We start from the raw sequence: 13,927 nt of genomic DNA on the forward strand, positions 1-13,927 counted from the left end.
CCCAGGCTGGCTATCTTTCAGGAATGCACGCTGCGAAAAGGACTCCCCATGCAACGCCTCGTCAACATGCTCAAGGACCTCGCCATCCTCGTCCGCGCCAACCTCTGGCTGGTGCCGGTGCTGGCCGCGCTGGTCGCTGCGGTCTTCTACTTCGTCGCGCCGCCACCGCCGATGAGCGCCACCCTCGCCACCGGCGCGCCGGGGGGCGGTTATGCGGTTTTCGGCGAGCGCCTGAAGGAGGAACTGGCCACGCAGGGCTTCGAGCTGAAGCTGGTCAAGACCGCGGGGTCGAGACAGAACCTGGAGAAGCTGCTGGACACCGGCAGCGAGGTGAACATCGGGCTGGTGCAGAGCGGCCAGGAGCAACAACTGGAGCCCGCCCAGCGCACCGGCCTGCAGACCCTCGGGGCGATGTTCCAGGAGCCCTTGTGGCTGTTCCAGCGCCGCGACGTGAAGATCGACCGCGTCGCCGACCTGCTGCCGCTGCGGCTGGCCATCGGCACGCCGGGCAGCGGCACCGAGGCGGTGACCGAAGCCATCCTCAAGGCCAACGACATCCCCAGCGATCCCCTGCCGGCGAACTGGCAGGCGCGCGGCGGCAACGCGGTGGCCCATGAACTGCTGGCCGGCACGCTGGACGCGGCCTTCTTCGTCGGCCCGGCGGAAAACCCCTTGATCCAGCGTCTGGCGGCCAGCCCCGAACTGAAGCTGGCCGGCTTCCGCCGCGCCCATGCCTACGAGGCGCGGATTCCCTTCCTCACGCGTGTGGAAGTCAGCGAAGGCCTGCTGAACCTGGCGCAGAACGTCCCGGAGCAGGACCTGGCCACGCTGTCGCCGGTGGCCACCCTGGTGATCAACGACAACTTCCACCCGGCACTCACCCCGCTGATCCTGGAGGCCGCGCGCCGGGTGATGAGCAAAGGCACCCTGCTCGACCCGGCCGGCGCCTTCCCCAGCGCCGAGCCGCGCACCCTGGCCCTGCAAGGCGACGCCGAGCGCTACTATAAGAGCGGCCCGCCACTGCTGCAGCGCTTCCTGCCGTTCCGCATCGCCTCGCTGGCGGACCGCTACATCATCCTGCTGATCCCCTTCATCGCCATCCTGATCCCGCTGATGAAATCCATCGGCCCGCTGTACCGCTGGCGCATCCGCGCGCGCATCTACCGCTGGTACCGCTACCTGCGCGAGATCGACCGGCGCCTGGACGAACGCGCCGGCAGCGCCGAGCTGAGCACGGAAATCGAACGCCTGGAGCAGCTCGAGGCCGAACTGGCCAAGGTCGAGGTGCCGCTGTCGTACTACAACGAGTTGTACGAGCTGCACCTGCACCTGAACTACGTGATCCGCCGCCTGCGCCAGTTGCGGCGCAACCGGTGTGAGCGGGACGGGCAGGTTGCCGCCTCGGACTGAGCGGTGCCGAGCACGGGAACGCCGGGTCGGGTAAACTCTGGCGTTTTCCAATCCGCCCGCCCCGCCGCCGCTTCGATGCACGCGGCGCGGCCGGCACTGAACAACCGGGTCCACCATGCCGATTCGCCACGCCATCGTCCACCTGATCGACAAGAAGCCCGACGGCAACCCCGCGACGCTGCACGCGCGCGAAGCCGAGCTGGGCGACTCCCAGGCCATCGAGAACCTGATGGCCGACCTCAACGAGAGCTACAACGCCAAGCCGAACAAGGCCTGGGGCCTGTTCCAGGGCGAGTCCGGCGCCTACCCGTTCAGCGGCTGGCTGAGCGAGTATCTGGACAACGGCAAGGACTTCGTTGCGTTCTCCGTTCAGGCCGTGGAACACCTGAAGTCGCTGATGGAAGAATCCAACCTCTCCACTGGCGGCCATGTGCTGTTCTGCCACTACCAGCAAGGCATGACCGACTACCTGGCCATCGCCCTGCTGCACCACAGCGAAGGCGTGGCGGTGACCGAGTCGCTGGAAGTCACCCCGTCGCGTCACCTGGACCTGGGCCAGTTGCACATGGCGGCGCGGATCAACATCTCCGAGTGGCGCAACAACAAGACCTCCAAGCAGTACATCTCCTTCATCAAGGGCAAGGGCGGCAAGAAGGTCTCGGACTACTTCCGCGACTTCATCGGCTGCACCGAGGGCGTCGACGGCCCGAGCGAGACCCGCACCCTGCTCAAGGCCTTCAGCGACTTCGTGGAAAGCGAAGACCTGCCCGAAGAACAGGCCCGCGAGAAGACCGACGTGCTGGTGGACTACGCCACCAGCCAGGCCAAGATCGGCGAACCGATGGCCCTGGACGCGCTCTCCGAGCTGATGGACGACCAGGCGCCGCGCGCCTTCTACGACTACATCCGCAACAAGGACTACGGCCTGTCGCCGGAGATCCCGGCGGACAAGCGCACCCTCAACCAGTTCCGTCGCTTCACCGGCCGCGCCGAGGGACTGTCGATCAGCTTCGAGGCACATCTGCTGGGCAGCAAGGTCGAGTACGACGAGGAGCGCGACATGCTGATCATCCGCGGCCTGCCGACCCAGTTGCATGACCAGCTCAAGCGGCGCAAAAGCTGATCGCCAGCCACGAAGAAGCCCATCGCGAGATGGGCTTTTTTGTGCATGTAAGGCGGTTCGCGAGCAAGCTCGCTCCTACAGGCAACCGGTCAGCACGGCGCGCTCGTCGTAAGCGAGCTTGCCAACTTCCGACAAAACACCCCAGAGCGGGCGGCCACGCGCTGCTAAAGTCAAATCAGGCGCCTCTCGCTCGCGGTGCCGCCATGTCCGCCTTGCACCCTCTCACCGCTGCTGCAGTCCCGCTCTCCGGGCGTCCCCGGGTGTACCGCTCGACTCTCGCGCTGCTGTTATTGATCTGCACTCACCTTGCCCTGGCCGACCCAACGTCCCCCACGCTCACGCCCAACGTCGCGCGCTTCGTGCTGGCCAACGCGGAGTTCAGCGTGATGCACGAAATGGGGCACATGCTGATCGCCGAATACGACCTGCCGCTGCTCGGCCGCGAGGAGGACGCCGCCGACCAGCTCGGCTTCATCCTGCTGTTCCGCCTCTATGCGAAGCTGCCCCGGGACGAGATCGACGCACGCCTGCTGGACATCGCCGACTACTGGCGCCTGGAATGGCAGACGCCCAAGCCGCCGCCGGAACAGGTACAGGCCTGGGACAGTCATCCGCTGGATGAGCAGCGCTACTACAACATCGCCTGCCTGCTGTACGGCAGCGACATGAAGCGACTGGACTGGCTGCCGCCGCTCACCGGCCTGCCCTATGAACGGGCCCTGTATTGCGACCAGGAGTTCCAGCAGGCGAGCAAGGCGCTGAACTGGATTCGCCATGCGCGCCCCCTTGCCTCGATCCAGCACCGGGCCGCCCTGCGGCTGACATTCGAGACGCCGGGAGCGGGCCGCGACGACGTGGGCCCGCTGGTCGCCCTGCTGCGCCACGGCGACCACTTGCAGCGGTTGCTGGACGAGGTCTTCAGCCTGCTCCGGCCGCCACGTCCGCTGACCCTCCAGCTGCTCAGCTGCGGCGCGCCGGACGCCTGGTACAACCGCAACAGCGGGGAAATGGCGCTCTGCTACGAGCGCCTGCTGTATTTCCGGCAGATGGCCGAGAACCTGCCGCGCCTGCGCACCCCGGTGACGCGGCGCTGCCCCGGCCCTCTGGGACTCAGGCCGGGCGGATGCTGAAGCCCAGGCGCGGGAAGTGCACGTGGACGGTCCCCGCGCGCGCATCCTCGCGGCGCAGGACCAGGCTTTCGCGCCCGGCATGCAGCAGCTCGCCTTCCACCGGATCGACGCCGTAGTCGGTGGCGGCGATCACCACCTGCTGGCCGGCGCCGAAGCCATTGGGATCGACGAAATCTTCCTCCGGCAATGCGGCGGGCCGGCTGCCGCGGGCCAGCGCAATCGCCTCCTCCGCACTCATCTCACTCGGCGCGCCGTGGCCGAAGCCCAGTACGCGACCCAGCCAGGCGCTGGCCGCCGGGTAGTCATCCACCAGCGGCGCGGTCACCGGCGTGCCCTTGAGGAACCACAGGCAGTGGGCCAGGGCGAAGTCGGCAATCGACGGCTCGCCGAACAGGAAGTCACCCTCCTCCCGCGCCAGCTGTTGTTCGACACGGGCCATGAACACCGGCCACTGGTGTTTGGCCTGCTCGGCCGGCAGGCGGCTCGAGCTGCCGCCGCTGAACAATTGGCTACGGTCGGCGATGAAGGCCTTGAGGAACTCCGGCGGCAACTTGCCGAAGCGCGCCGCGATGGATTCGGGCTGGAACACCAGGCTGACGGCATGCTGGAAGATCACCGTATCCGCCCACTGGGCGAAGCTGGCGGCGGTGAACTCCTGGCCTTCAGGGAACAGCGAAGGCACGGCCTTCTCCTGCTCCAGGCGGCGGGCGATCAGGGCGGTGTCGCAGTAGATGTCGGCGCCGACCTGCAGCACCGGAGTCCGGCGATAGCCACCGGTCAGGGCCACCAGATCGGGCTTGGGCATCAGCGGCGGGATGCTCACCGAGCGCCAGGACAACTGCTTGAAACCCAGTAGCAGACGCGCCTTTTCGGCGAAGGGCGAAGTCGGGTAGTGGTGCAGGATCAGCTCGGACATCACGGGCTCCAGCGGCCGGAAGGATGGACAGGCAGCTTAACCCGCGAGAAGGCTCCGGCCTACCTCATGTCCCGGATAGGGCAACATCCACGGCGTGGATGGCCGGATTGGCCTGCACCAGGCGTTCCTTGGCCTTCTTGGTCAGCGCCTTGATCGCCCGCTCCCGGCGCAAGGCATCGCCCTTGCCGGGGCAGGTCTCGACATAGACCAGCGCCTGGGCCGGGCTGGAATGAAAGAAACGCGCGCCCTTGCCGCTGCGGTGCGTCTCGAAGCGCCGCGCCGGGTCATCGCTGATGCCGCAGTAGAGCGCACCGTTCTCGGCGCGCACCAGGTAAACGAACCAGGGCTTGGGTTCGACAGCCGTCACGATGCCCAGACCCGGGCCTGCATGCGCTCGCAGTAGGCGACCAGCCGTTCATAGCTGCGCGCCATGTCGTTGAGCGGTGTTTCCAGGGTGCTCAGCACCAGATTGGCGAGCACGCCATAGGCGGCCGCGTCGGCGCTGCAGGGTTGGGCACCACCGTAGAACGGCAGGTCGCCGAGCATGCCGTCCAGCGCTTCGAGGTCGTCGCGGGCGAAGCTCAGCAGCTCTTCGCGACTGTGCCGGATCAACCCGCGGCCGGCGAGATCGCCACGGATCTTGCGCTGCATGAACAAGCCCACCGCCGGACGCAACGGAGCCGGGATGCTGCGCAGCATCACGTCCCTCACCTGGCGGAAGCCCGACTCGTCGAGCCAGCGGAAGTACACCAGCAGCGGCACCAGGTGCTCGTCGCACAACCGGGTGATCGACACCGCCCAGCCACGGCCACGGGCGTCGAGCCCGGCGTCGAGGTCGAATTCGTAGTACTGCTGCAGGGTACGCATGATGATCGCGGTATCCGCGATGGCCTTGCCGTCCAGGGTGATGAACGGCAGCTTGCCCTTGGGGCCCTTGCGCGGGTCGACGACGTGCTTGATCTGGTACTCCAGCCCGGCCAGGCGCAGGAAGGTTTCCAGCTTCAGGCAAAAGGGGCTGACGTTGGGCACATTGAAGGCGGGCGGGAACTGGAAAAGAGTGATCATGGCGGCATCCTGCTCGGAGTCGCCTGTCATTTAAGCCTATCCGCCTTCCGCGAGCGAGCCCGGCACCTTGACATCAGGCCTTCGAGGCCCGCTGCGCGCGGTATACCGCAAGTCCTCCGGCCGCCTGGGCACGGATCGCCGCCCGCACCGGCGGCGCCCAGCCCAGCAGGGCGCCCTTGGCCCCGAGGGCCTGGCGCGACCATTTCCACAGGTCGAACGTATCGACGTGACGGCAGATCAGGCCGTCGCGAAACTCGAACCGTGCGCGGATGTGATTGACCACCCGCCGGCCGGTCCGGGTAAAGGTATAGGACGCCACCCAGTGCGCCGTCCCGCATCGCTCATCGGCTTCGATGCCCTCGTAGCTCAAGGAGAAATCCGCGGCCCGCGCGGTGAGCATGCGCCACATATCCCCGGCCTCGGCGCCACGCAGGTCGGTGAAGACCGGGTCGCTGAACTGCACGTCGGCGCTGTAGCAGGCGGCCATTGCATCGCCATCGCGGCGCTGGAAGGCCTGGTAGAAGCGTTCGATCAACTGGGCGTTGGGATGGGCCATGACGGCGCTCGCATGAAGAAGGTGGGCGCAGTATCGACGAGGTTCCGACTGGACACGATTGGCAATATCGACAAAATTATGATCGATAACGCCAAATTCATTGTGAGACGCCATGTTCAGGATAGCCCTGTTCGTCTGCCCGCAAACGCTGTGCTCCAGCCTCGGCCTGGCAATGGATGCCTTCCACCTGGCCAACCGGCTCACCGGCCAGCGCCTGTTCGAGGTGCTGCGGGTCAGCGCCGACGGCGCGCCGGTCGCCCTCCCCTTCGGCCGCATCGAAGTGGAAGGCGCCCTCGATCTCGCCGGGGACTGCGACCTGCTGCTGATTCCCGCCACCGGGCCGGACGTGGCCGCCACCTGCGCCGCCAACCAGCCGCTGCTCGCCTGGCTGCGCCACAGCCCGCCCGGAGTGCAGTTGGCCAGTCTGTGCAGCAGTGCCTTCCTGCTCGCCGAAGCGGGCGTGCTGGACGGCCGCCGCGCCACTACGCACTGGGCGCTGGAGGCGGCCTTCCGGGAGCGTTATCCACAGGTGAACCTGGACATCGACGCGCTGTGCACCGAGGACGGTGGGCGCCTCTGTTCCGGCGGCGCGCAGGCCGGGCTGGACCTGTGCCTGTACCTGATCGAGCGCCACGCCGGCGCGGCGCTCGCCCGGCGCGCGGCGGCCACGCTGGTGTTCGAGCACGGCCGTGGCCGGCAGCGGCGCTTCACCCCGCTGCTGCCCGAGCCACTGCCCGAAGGCTCGGTGCTGGCGCCATTGCTGGCATGGCTGGCGGACAACTATGCCGAACCGTTCGACCTGAGCACACTGGCGCAGCGCGTGCACTGCTCGACGCGCACCTTGCTGCGGCGCTTCCGCGAGCAGTTGGGAATGACCCCGAACGATTACGTGCAGCGCCTGCGCATCGCCTCGGCGCAGGAGGCGCTGGGCGACCCGGCACGTTCGCTGGAGCGCATCGCCAGCGATATCGGCTATGCCGACCGGGCGAGCTTCGCGCGGCTGTTCAAGCAGTTGTGCGGGGAGACGCCGGGGGCCTTTCGGCAGAGGTTGCTGGGACGGTCGGCGTAGCAATGTAGGAGCGAGCGTGCTCGCGAACCCGCTTGACACAGGCATCGCCGGAGAACCCGTTCGCGACCAGGCTCGCTCCTACAGGAAGAGCATCAGTGGAACCACTCCATCGCCGTACGCCAGATGCACACACCGACGAAGTATGCCGACGCGATGAACCACAGGCCGAGCAGCCAGTGCTGGTCGATCGGCTGCTGGAGGATCAGCAGCGCGCTGCTGAGCATCCAGACGAAGGTCACGGCGATGTTCAGCGGCATGAACTGGCGCACGCGGAAGGGGTGCAGGAACTTCATCCTGGTCAGGGTCAGCGCGGCCAGCGCCAGCACGGTGACGAAGCTCACCCAGGGATGCAGGTCGAGCACGTAGAAGTACACCGCCACCACGTTCCAGGCGGCCGGGAAGCCGACGAAGTAGTTGTCCTTGCTCTTCATGTTGACGTTGCAGAAGCAGAACAGCGAGGACACCAGGATCACCCCCACCGCCAGCAGTTCGGTATGCACCGGCAGCGGCACGTAGCGGTAGATGAAGATAGCCGGGATGAACACGTAGGTGAGGTAATCGATCACCAGGTCCAGGGTCGAGCCATCGAAGTGCGGCAACACCGCCTTGACGTCGAACTTGCGCGCCAGCGTGCCGTCCAGGCCGTCCACCAGCAGAGCGACGCCCAGCCACAGCAGGCAAGCCTGGGGTCGGTTGTCGACCAGTGCCAGCAGCGCCAGCAGCGCGAGAATGACACCGCTGGAGGTCACCGCATGGGCGCTCCAGGCTTTGGCCTTGCTCAGGTTCAGGGGCGATAGGATCAGGTTCACGTCGGCTCTCTTCCTTCGGACGGCGATGCAGGCGAGCTACTTCAAACGTTAGCCCATCCCTGACAAACCACTGCACATGGGAACACCGATCCGCCGGCCGAGTTCAGCCGGTTCTTCCCGATGCGTCTTGTTGCGGTGGAATCGGCAGCATACGCCGTTGCGGCGGGGGCTTGCCATCGGGGAAGACGAGCGTTGCAAGGTTGGCCGGGTGAGGGTCTCAACCTTGTAGGAGCGAGCTTGCTCGCGAAAGGAATTCCCGGCTACTCGGGTGCCGGGCGGTTCGCGAGCAAGCTCGCTCCTGCAAAAAACGCCTTGGTCAGTGGAGGATCTGGCTGAGGAACAGCTTGGTCCGGTCCGACTGCGGGTTGTCGAAGAACTGGTCCGGCGCCGCCTGTTCGACGATCTCGCCCTTGTCCATGAAGATCACCCGGTTCGCCACGGTGCGCGCGAAGCCCATCTCGTGGGTCACGCAGAGCATGGTCATGCCGCTCTGCGCCAGGCCGATCATGGTATCGAGCACCTCCTTGACCATCTCCGGATCGAGCGCCGAGGTGGGTTCGTCGAACAGCATGATCTTCGGCTTCATACACAGCGCGCGGGCGATCGCCACGCGCTGCTGCTGGCCGCCGGAGAGCTGGCCGGGGAACTTGTTGGCCTGCTCCGGGATGCGCACGCGCTCCAGGTAATGCATGGCGACTTCCTCGGCCTGGCGCTTGGGCAGCTTGCGCACCCACATGGGCGCCAGGATGCAGTTCTGCAGCACGGTCAGGTGCGGGAACAGGTTGAAGTGCTGGAACACCATGCCGACTTCGCTGCGGATCGCCTCGATCTGCTTGAGGTCGTTGGTCAGCTCGGTGCCGTCGACCACGATACTGCCCTGCTGGTGCTCCTCCAGGCGGTTGATGCAGCGGATGGTGGTGGACTTGCCCGAGCCGGACGGCCCGCAGAGCACGATGCGCTCGCCCTGCTTGACCTCCAGGTTGATGTCCTTGAGCACGTGGAACTGGCCGTACCACTTGTTCACGCCCTTCATGGTGATCATCGTGTGATCGCCGATGGCCGGCTGTGCGGTCTTTGGGGTGGCTTCAGACATGACGATTCACTCCTAACGCTTGTGGCCGGTGTCCAGCTTGTGCTCCAGGTGCATGGAGTAGCGGGACATGCCGAAACAGAAGATCCAGTAGACCGCCGCGGCGAACACATAGCCTTCGGTGGCCATGCCCAGCCAGGCCGGGTCCGCGGTGGCGCGCTTGATGCTGTTGAGGAAGTCGAACAGGCCGATGATGATCACCAGGCTGGTGTCCTTGAACAGCGCGATGAAGGTGTTGACGATGCCGGGAATCACCAGCTTGAGCGCCTGCGGCAGGATCACCAGGCCCATGATCCGCCAGTAGCCCAGGCCCATCGCGGCGGCGGCCTCGTACTGCCCCTTGGGAATGGCCTGCATGCCGCCGCGCACCACCTCGGCGATGTAGGCGGCCTCGAACAGCACCACCATCACCATCGCCCGCAGCAGCTTGTCCAGGTTCATCCCCTCGGGCAGGAACAGCGGCAGCATCACCGAGGACATGAACAGCACGGTGATCAGCGGCACGCCGCGCCAGAACTCGATGGTGGTGACGCAGATGACCTTGATCGCCGGCATCTTCGAGCGCCGCCCGAGCGCCAGCAGGATGCCCAGCGGCATCGCCCCGCAGATGCCGACCGCGGCGATCACCACGGTGAGCATCAGGCCGCCCCATTGGCTGGTCGGCACGTTATCAAGACCGAGGAAGCCACCGTGCAACAGCCAGTAGGCCACCAGCGGCAAGGCCACGAGGAAGCAGGCGCCATACTTCAGCTTGTACGGGAAACGCTTGAGGAACAGCGGCGCCGCCCCGAAGATCACGAAGAGCACGCTGAGGTCCACGCGCCAGCGCAGTTCCTCGGGGTAGAAGCCGTACATGAACTGGCCGAAGCGCGAACCGATGAACACCCAGCAGGCACCCTCGCGGGAGCAGTCGGCGCGGGTCGCGCCGGCCCAGTCGGCCTTGATGAACGCCCATTCCAGCAGCGGCGGCAGGATCAGGTACACCAGGTACAGCCCGAGCAGTGTCAGCAGGGTGTTGAGCCAGCCGGAGAACAGGTTGGCGCGCAGCCAGCCGAGGACACCCACGCTCATCGCCGGTGGCGGCAGGTCGGGTTTGAAGGTATGCGTTGCCATCTAACTAAGCCTCTGCTCTCTATCCGGATCAGCGCTCGACCAGTGCGATGCGCTTGTTGTACCAGTTCATCAGCAGCGAAATGCTGATGCTGATGGCCAGGTACACGCTCATGGTGATGGCCATGGTCTCGATGGCCTGGCCGGTCTGGTTGAGCACCGTGCCGGCGAACAGCGAGACCATGTCCGGGTAGCCGATGGCGGCAGCCAGCGAGGAGTTCTTCGCCAGGTTCAGGTACTGGCTGGTCAGCGGCGGGATGATCACCCGCAGCGCCTGCGGGATGACCACCAGGCGCAGGGTCTGGCCCGGACGCAGGCCGAGGGAGCCTGCCGCCTCGGTCTGGCCGTGGCTGACCGCCTGGATGCCGGCGCGCACCGTCTCGCCGATGAAGGCCGCGGTGTACACCGACAGCGCAAGCACGATGGACACAAGTTCCGGGATCACCACCCAGCCGCCACGGAAGTTGAAGCCTTGCAACACCGGTACGTCCCAGTGGAACGGCGCGCCGGCCGCCAGTGCGGTCAATCCCGGCAGCAGGATCAGTAGTGCCAGGCCGCTGAGGAATACCGGGAAGGCCTTGCCGGTGGCGTGGCGGCGGGCCTTGGCCCATTTCCAGATCACCGCCCAGCCGACGAGCGCCAGGACGAACGCGACGATGAACGGGCCGAGCCCGTCGGCGGCGGTCGGCGCGGGCATCTGCAGGCCACGGTTGTTGACGAAGAACAGCCCGCCGAAGCTGATGCTCTGCCGTGGGCCGGGCAACGGGCCGAGCACGGCGAAGTACCAGAAGAAGATCTGCAGCAGCGGCGGGATGTTGCGGAAGGTCTCGATGTACAGGGTCGCCAGCTTGCGGATCAGCCAGTTGGGCGACAGCCGCGCCACGCCGAGGATGAAACCGATGACGGTGGCGAAGAAGATGCCCACCACCGTGACCAGCAGCGTATTGAGCAGGCCGACCAGGAACACCCGCGCGTAGGTATCGCTTTCGCTGTAGTCGATCAGGTGCTGGGAGATGCCGAAGCCGGCGCTGTTCTGCAGGAACCCGAAGCCGGACTGGATGCCACGGTGTTCGAGATTGGTCTGGGTGTTATCGAAGAGAAACCAGCCGACCGCGACGACGACGATCACGGCGATGATCTGGAAGGCCCAGGCCCGCACCGTGGGATCGGTGAGCGAGATCCCTCGCGGACGCTGGGCTTTGATGGAATTTTGCATGTAAGCCCTCTTACGAAGGCTCCGAGGCGGGCACGGATCTACACCCGCGCCGCCCCGGAGGCTTCATGTCATCAGAAACAGGTCCGGCGCCCACCATCAGGGCGCCGGGCACGGGAATGGTCAGCGCACCGGCGGTGCGTACTGCAGACCACCCTTGTTCCACAGGGCGTTGAGGCCACGCTTGATCTTCAGCTCGCTGCCGTCGCCGACGTTGCGATCGAAGATCTCGCCGTAGTTACCCACTTGCTTGACGATCTGTACCGCCCAGTCCTTGGACAGTTTCAGGTCCTTGCCGTAATCGCCTTCGGCGCCGAGCAGGCGGGCGACGTCCGGGTTCTTGGTGTTCTTGGCCATCTCCTCGACGTTCTTCGAGTTCACGCCCAGCTCCTCGGCGTTGAGCATGGCGAAGAGCGTCCAGCGCGCGATGTCGAACCACTCCTCGTCACCCTGGCGTACCGCCGGGCCCAGCGGCTCCTTGGAGATGACTTCCGGCAGCACCACGTAGTCGTCGGGCTTGGCCAGCTTGATGCGCTGGGCGTAGAGCTGCGACTGGTCGGAGGTCAGCACATCGCAACGCCCGGACTCCAGCGACTTGGCACTCTCGTCGGAGGTGTCGTAGGTGATGGGGGTGTACTTGAGGTTGTTGGAGCGGAAGTAGTCGGACAGGTTGAGCTCGGTGGTGGTGCCGGCCTGGATGCACACGGTGGCGCCGTCGAGTTCCTTGGCGCTGGAGACGCCGAGCTTCTTGTTCACCAGGAAGCCCTGGCCGTCGTAGTAGGTCACGCCGACGAAGTTCAGGCCCATCGCGCTGTCGCGGGAACTGGTCCAGGTGGTGTTGCGCGAGAGGATGTCGATCTCGCCGGACTGCAGCGCGGTGAAGCGCTCCTTGGCGGTCAGCGGGCTGAACTTGACCTTGCTCGCGTCGCCGAACACGGCGGCGGCCAGGGCGCGGCAGACATCGACGTCGATGCCCTTGTACTGCCCCTTGGCGTCGGCGTAGGAGAAGCCCGGAAGACCATCACTGATACCGCACTGCACGTAGCCTTTCTTCTTCACTGCATCCAGGGTGGCGCCCGCGTGAGCGAGGCCGCTGATACCGAACACGGCGGCGGTGGTCAGCACTGCCAGGGTGGATTTCACCATCTTCATCGATCTTCTCCGTTGCTTTTTTAGTGTTCTGGAGTCCCGGTTCCACCGCCGTACCCTCGTGAGGCACAAGCAAGACCACTGACGGGATGGAGACCTAAGGGTGAGTCTAGTCCGCTCTCGGAAACCGTACCGAGGCGTCGCAGACCCGCCCGGAGCCCGCAGGTGATGCGGGCTGGAACGGGGGTCTAGGCAGATCATTGCGTGAAGGCGAAGGCCCGTCGCGCCAGCCGTTGACCGCGGCCGGACGTCGACGGGCCCTGAAGCGGCCCAAGGCCATTGCCACCCCGCTTGCGGTACAGCTTTCCGGATGGGGTCGGTAAAGTGTTACCGCAAGCGGGGTGACACAGCCTGGAACCTGAGATAGCAAGGGCCGTACCAGCTCCGCGGCGCCCCCCACAATCCGGCAGCGTCAAGCCCTGCAAGTTATGGCAATGCGACATCTTCTTGCAGGGCGCTTCCGCCCCTTTTCGCGCGCGGCGCCCCCTCCTAGAGCGCCCGCCCCATCCTGGAGCCTCCATGACCCAGCCCCTGATCCTCGAACCCACCCACCCGGCCGACGCCTGCGTCATTTGGTTGCACGGCCTGGGCGCCGACCGTTACGACTTCGAACCGGTAGCACAGATGCTGCAACGCAGCTTCACCAGCACCCGCTTCATCCTCCCGCAGGCGCCGACCCGCCCGGTCACGGTGTTCAACGGCATGCCCGCGCCCAGCTGGTACGACATCCTCGCCATGTCGCCCGCCCGCGCCATCGACGACGCACAGCTGGAAGCTTCGGCCGACAGCGTGATCGCACTGATCCAGGGACAGATCGACCAGGGCATCGACGCCCGCCGCATCATCCTCGCCGGTTTTTCCCAGGGCGGCGCCGTGGTGCTGCACACCGGCTACCTGCGCTGGAACGGCGAACTGGGCGGGGTCATGGCCCTGTCCACCTATGCGCCGACCTTCGCCGCGAACCTCGACTTCAGCCCCGCCAAGCGCCAACTCCCGGCGCTCTGCCTGCACGGCACGGCCGATGACGTGGTGTCGCCGCCCCTGGGCCGGGCGGCCTACGATTTCCTGGTGGCGCAAGGCGTTCCCGCCCTGTGGCGCACCTACCCGATGAGCCACGAGGTGAGCAACCAGGAAATCGCCGACATCGCCCAGTGGCTGGACGAGCGCCTGTAAGGCTCGCCAGGCTCTCGTCGAGCGAAGCTCAGGCTAGGCAAAATCGGTGAGGAAACGCAGTTTACGAGCTGTCAATGAGCATGACTCGCTACGCTCGTCTCTTCGAGGCCGCAC

14 protein-coding genes are annotated in these 13,927 nt (G+C 66.0%); 5 read left to right on the forward strand and 9 right to left on the reverse strand.

Features of this window, described 5'->3' with window-relative positions; genetic code table 11:
* Positions 1–48 precede the first annotated feature (48 nt).
* From ACYCAX_RS04000 to ACYCAX_RS04010, 3 genes are all read left to right on the forward strand, one after another.
* Complete coding sequence (locus ACYCAX_RS04000; protein ID WP_460247465.1) at positions 49–1,410, forward strand: TAXI family TRAP transporter solute-binding subunit; 1,362 nt, start codon at positions 49–51, stop codon at positions 1,408–1,410.
* Positions 1,411–1,525: 115 nt separating this feature from the next.
* Positions 1,526–2,533 carry a nucleoid-associated protein YejK gene (gene yejK / locus ACYCAX_RS04005; RefSeq protein WP_015478548.1) on the forward strand — a complete coding sequence of 336 codons (1,008 nt, stop codon included), beginning with the start codon at positions 1,526–1,528 and terminating at the stop codon, positions 2,531–2,533.
* A 203-nt stretch (positions 2,534–2,736) separates the two neighbouring features.
* The gene (locus tag ACYCAX_RS04010) at positions 2,737–3,663 is read left to right on the forward strand and encodes a DUF4344 domain-containing metallopeptidase (RefSeq protein WP_460247466.1); all 927 of its coding nucleotides are present in this window, start codon (positions 2,737–2,739) and stop codon (positions 3,661–3,663) included.
* Here ACYCAX_RS04010 and ACYCAX_RS04015 read toward each other — a convergent pair.
* From ACYCAX_RS04015 to ACYCAX_RS04030, 4 genes are all read right to left on the reverse strand, one after another.
* The gene (locus ACYCAX_RS04015) at positions 3,644–4,579 is read right to left on the reverse strand and encodes a glutathione S-transferase family protein (protein WP_294974102.1); all 936 of its coding nucleotides are present in this window, start codon (positions 4,577–4,579) and stop codon (positions 3,644–3,646) included. The two genes, ACYCAX_RS04010 and ACYCAX_RS04015, sit on opposite strands and share 20 nt — an antisense overlap.
* Positions 4,580–4,643: 64 nt before the next feature.
* Positions 4,644–4,946 (reverse strand): GIY-YIG nuclease family protein, encoded by a 303-nt coding sequence (locus ACYCAX_RS04020; RefSeq protein ID WP_015478551.1) that lies wholly within the window; start codon positions 4,944–4,946, stop codon positions 4,644–4,646.
* Positions 4,943–5,644 carry a glutathione S-transferase C-terminal domain-containing protein gene (locus tag ACYCAX_RS04025; RefSeq protein WP_041712697.1) on the reverse strand — a complete coding sequence of 234 codons (702 nt, stop codon included), beginning with the start codon at positions 5,642–5,644 and terminating at the stop codon, positions 4,943–4,945. Before ACYCAX_RS04025 ends, ACYCAX_RS04020 begins: the two co-directional genes overlap by 4 nt.
* A 73-nt stretch (positions 5,645–5,717) precedes the next feature.
* Complete coding sequence (locus ACYCAX_RS04030; protein WP_015478553.1) at positions 5,718–6,200, reverse strand: nuclear transport factor 2 family protein; 483 nt, start codon at positions 6,198–6,200, stop codon at positions 5,718–5,720.
* 112 nt (positions 6,201–6,312) lie between these two features.
* Here ACYCAX_RS04030 and ACYCAX_RS04035 point away from each other — a divergent pair, with 112 nt between their 5' ends.
* The gene (locus ACYCAX_RS04035) at positions 6,313–7,269 is read left to right on the forward strand and encodes a GlxA family transcriptional regulator (protein WP_294974096.1); all 957 of its coding nucleotides are present in this window, start codon (positions 6,313–6,315) and stop codon (positions 7,267–7,269) included.
* Positions 7,270–7,361: 92 nt separating this feature from the next.
* On the opposite strand, the gene pcsA is transcribed toward ACYCAX_RS04035, so the two are convergent.
* The 5 genes from pcsA to ACYCAX_RS04060 form a co-directional block, all read right to left on the reverse strand.
* Positions 7,362–8,078 carry a phosphatidylcholine synthase gene (gene pcsA, locus ACYCAX_RS04040; RefSeq protein ID WP_294974094.1) on the reverse strand — a complete coding sequence of 239 codons (717 nt, stop codon included), beginning with the start codon at positions 8,076–8,078 and terminating at the stop codon, positions 7,362–7,364.
* Positions 8,079–8,394: 316 nt separating this feature from the next.
* Complete coding sequence (locus ACYCAX_RS04045; RefSeq protein WP_460247467.1) at positions 8,395–9,171, reverse strand: amino acid ABC transporter ATP-binding protein; 777 nt, start codon at positions 9,169–9,171, stop codon at positions 8,395–8,397.
* 12 nt (positions 9,172–9,183) lie between these two features.
* Entirely contained in the window at positions 9,184–10,281 is a 1,098-nt protein-coding gene (locus ACYCAX_RS04050; RefSeq protein ID WP_015478557.1) for an amino acid ABC transporter permease, read from the reverse strand.
* A 28-nt stretch (positions 10,282–10,309) separates the two neighbouring features.
* Positions 10,310–11,494, reverse strand: a complete 1,185-nt coding sequence (locus ACYCAX_RS04055) for an amino acid ABC transporter permease (RefSeq protein WP_460247468.1) — start codon at positions 11,492–11,494, stop codon at positions 10,310–10,312.
* A 120-nt stretch (positions 11,495–11,614) separates the two neighbouring features.
* The gene (locus ACYCAX_RS04060; RefSeq protein WP_015478559.1) at positions 11,615–12,643 is read right to left on the reverse strand and encodes an amino acid ABC transporter substrate-binding protein; all 1,029 of its coding nucleotides are present in this window, start codon (positions 12,641–12,643) and stop codon (positions 11,615–11,617) included.
* Positions 12,644–13,159: 516 nt separating this feature from the next.
* Between ACYCAX_RS04060 and ACYCAX_RS04065 the strand changes: the two genes are divergently transcribed.
* On the forward strand, positions 13,160–13,813 hold the full coding sequence (locus tag ACYCAX_RS04065) for an alpha/beta hydrolase (RefSeq protein ID WP_294974082.1): 654 nt from the start codon (positions 13,160–13,162) through the stop codon (positions 13,811–13,813).
* Positions 13,814–13,927: the final 114 nt, after the last annotated feature.

Source organism: Pseudomonas sp. MT3 (genome assembly GCF_054720805.1).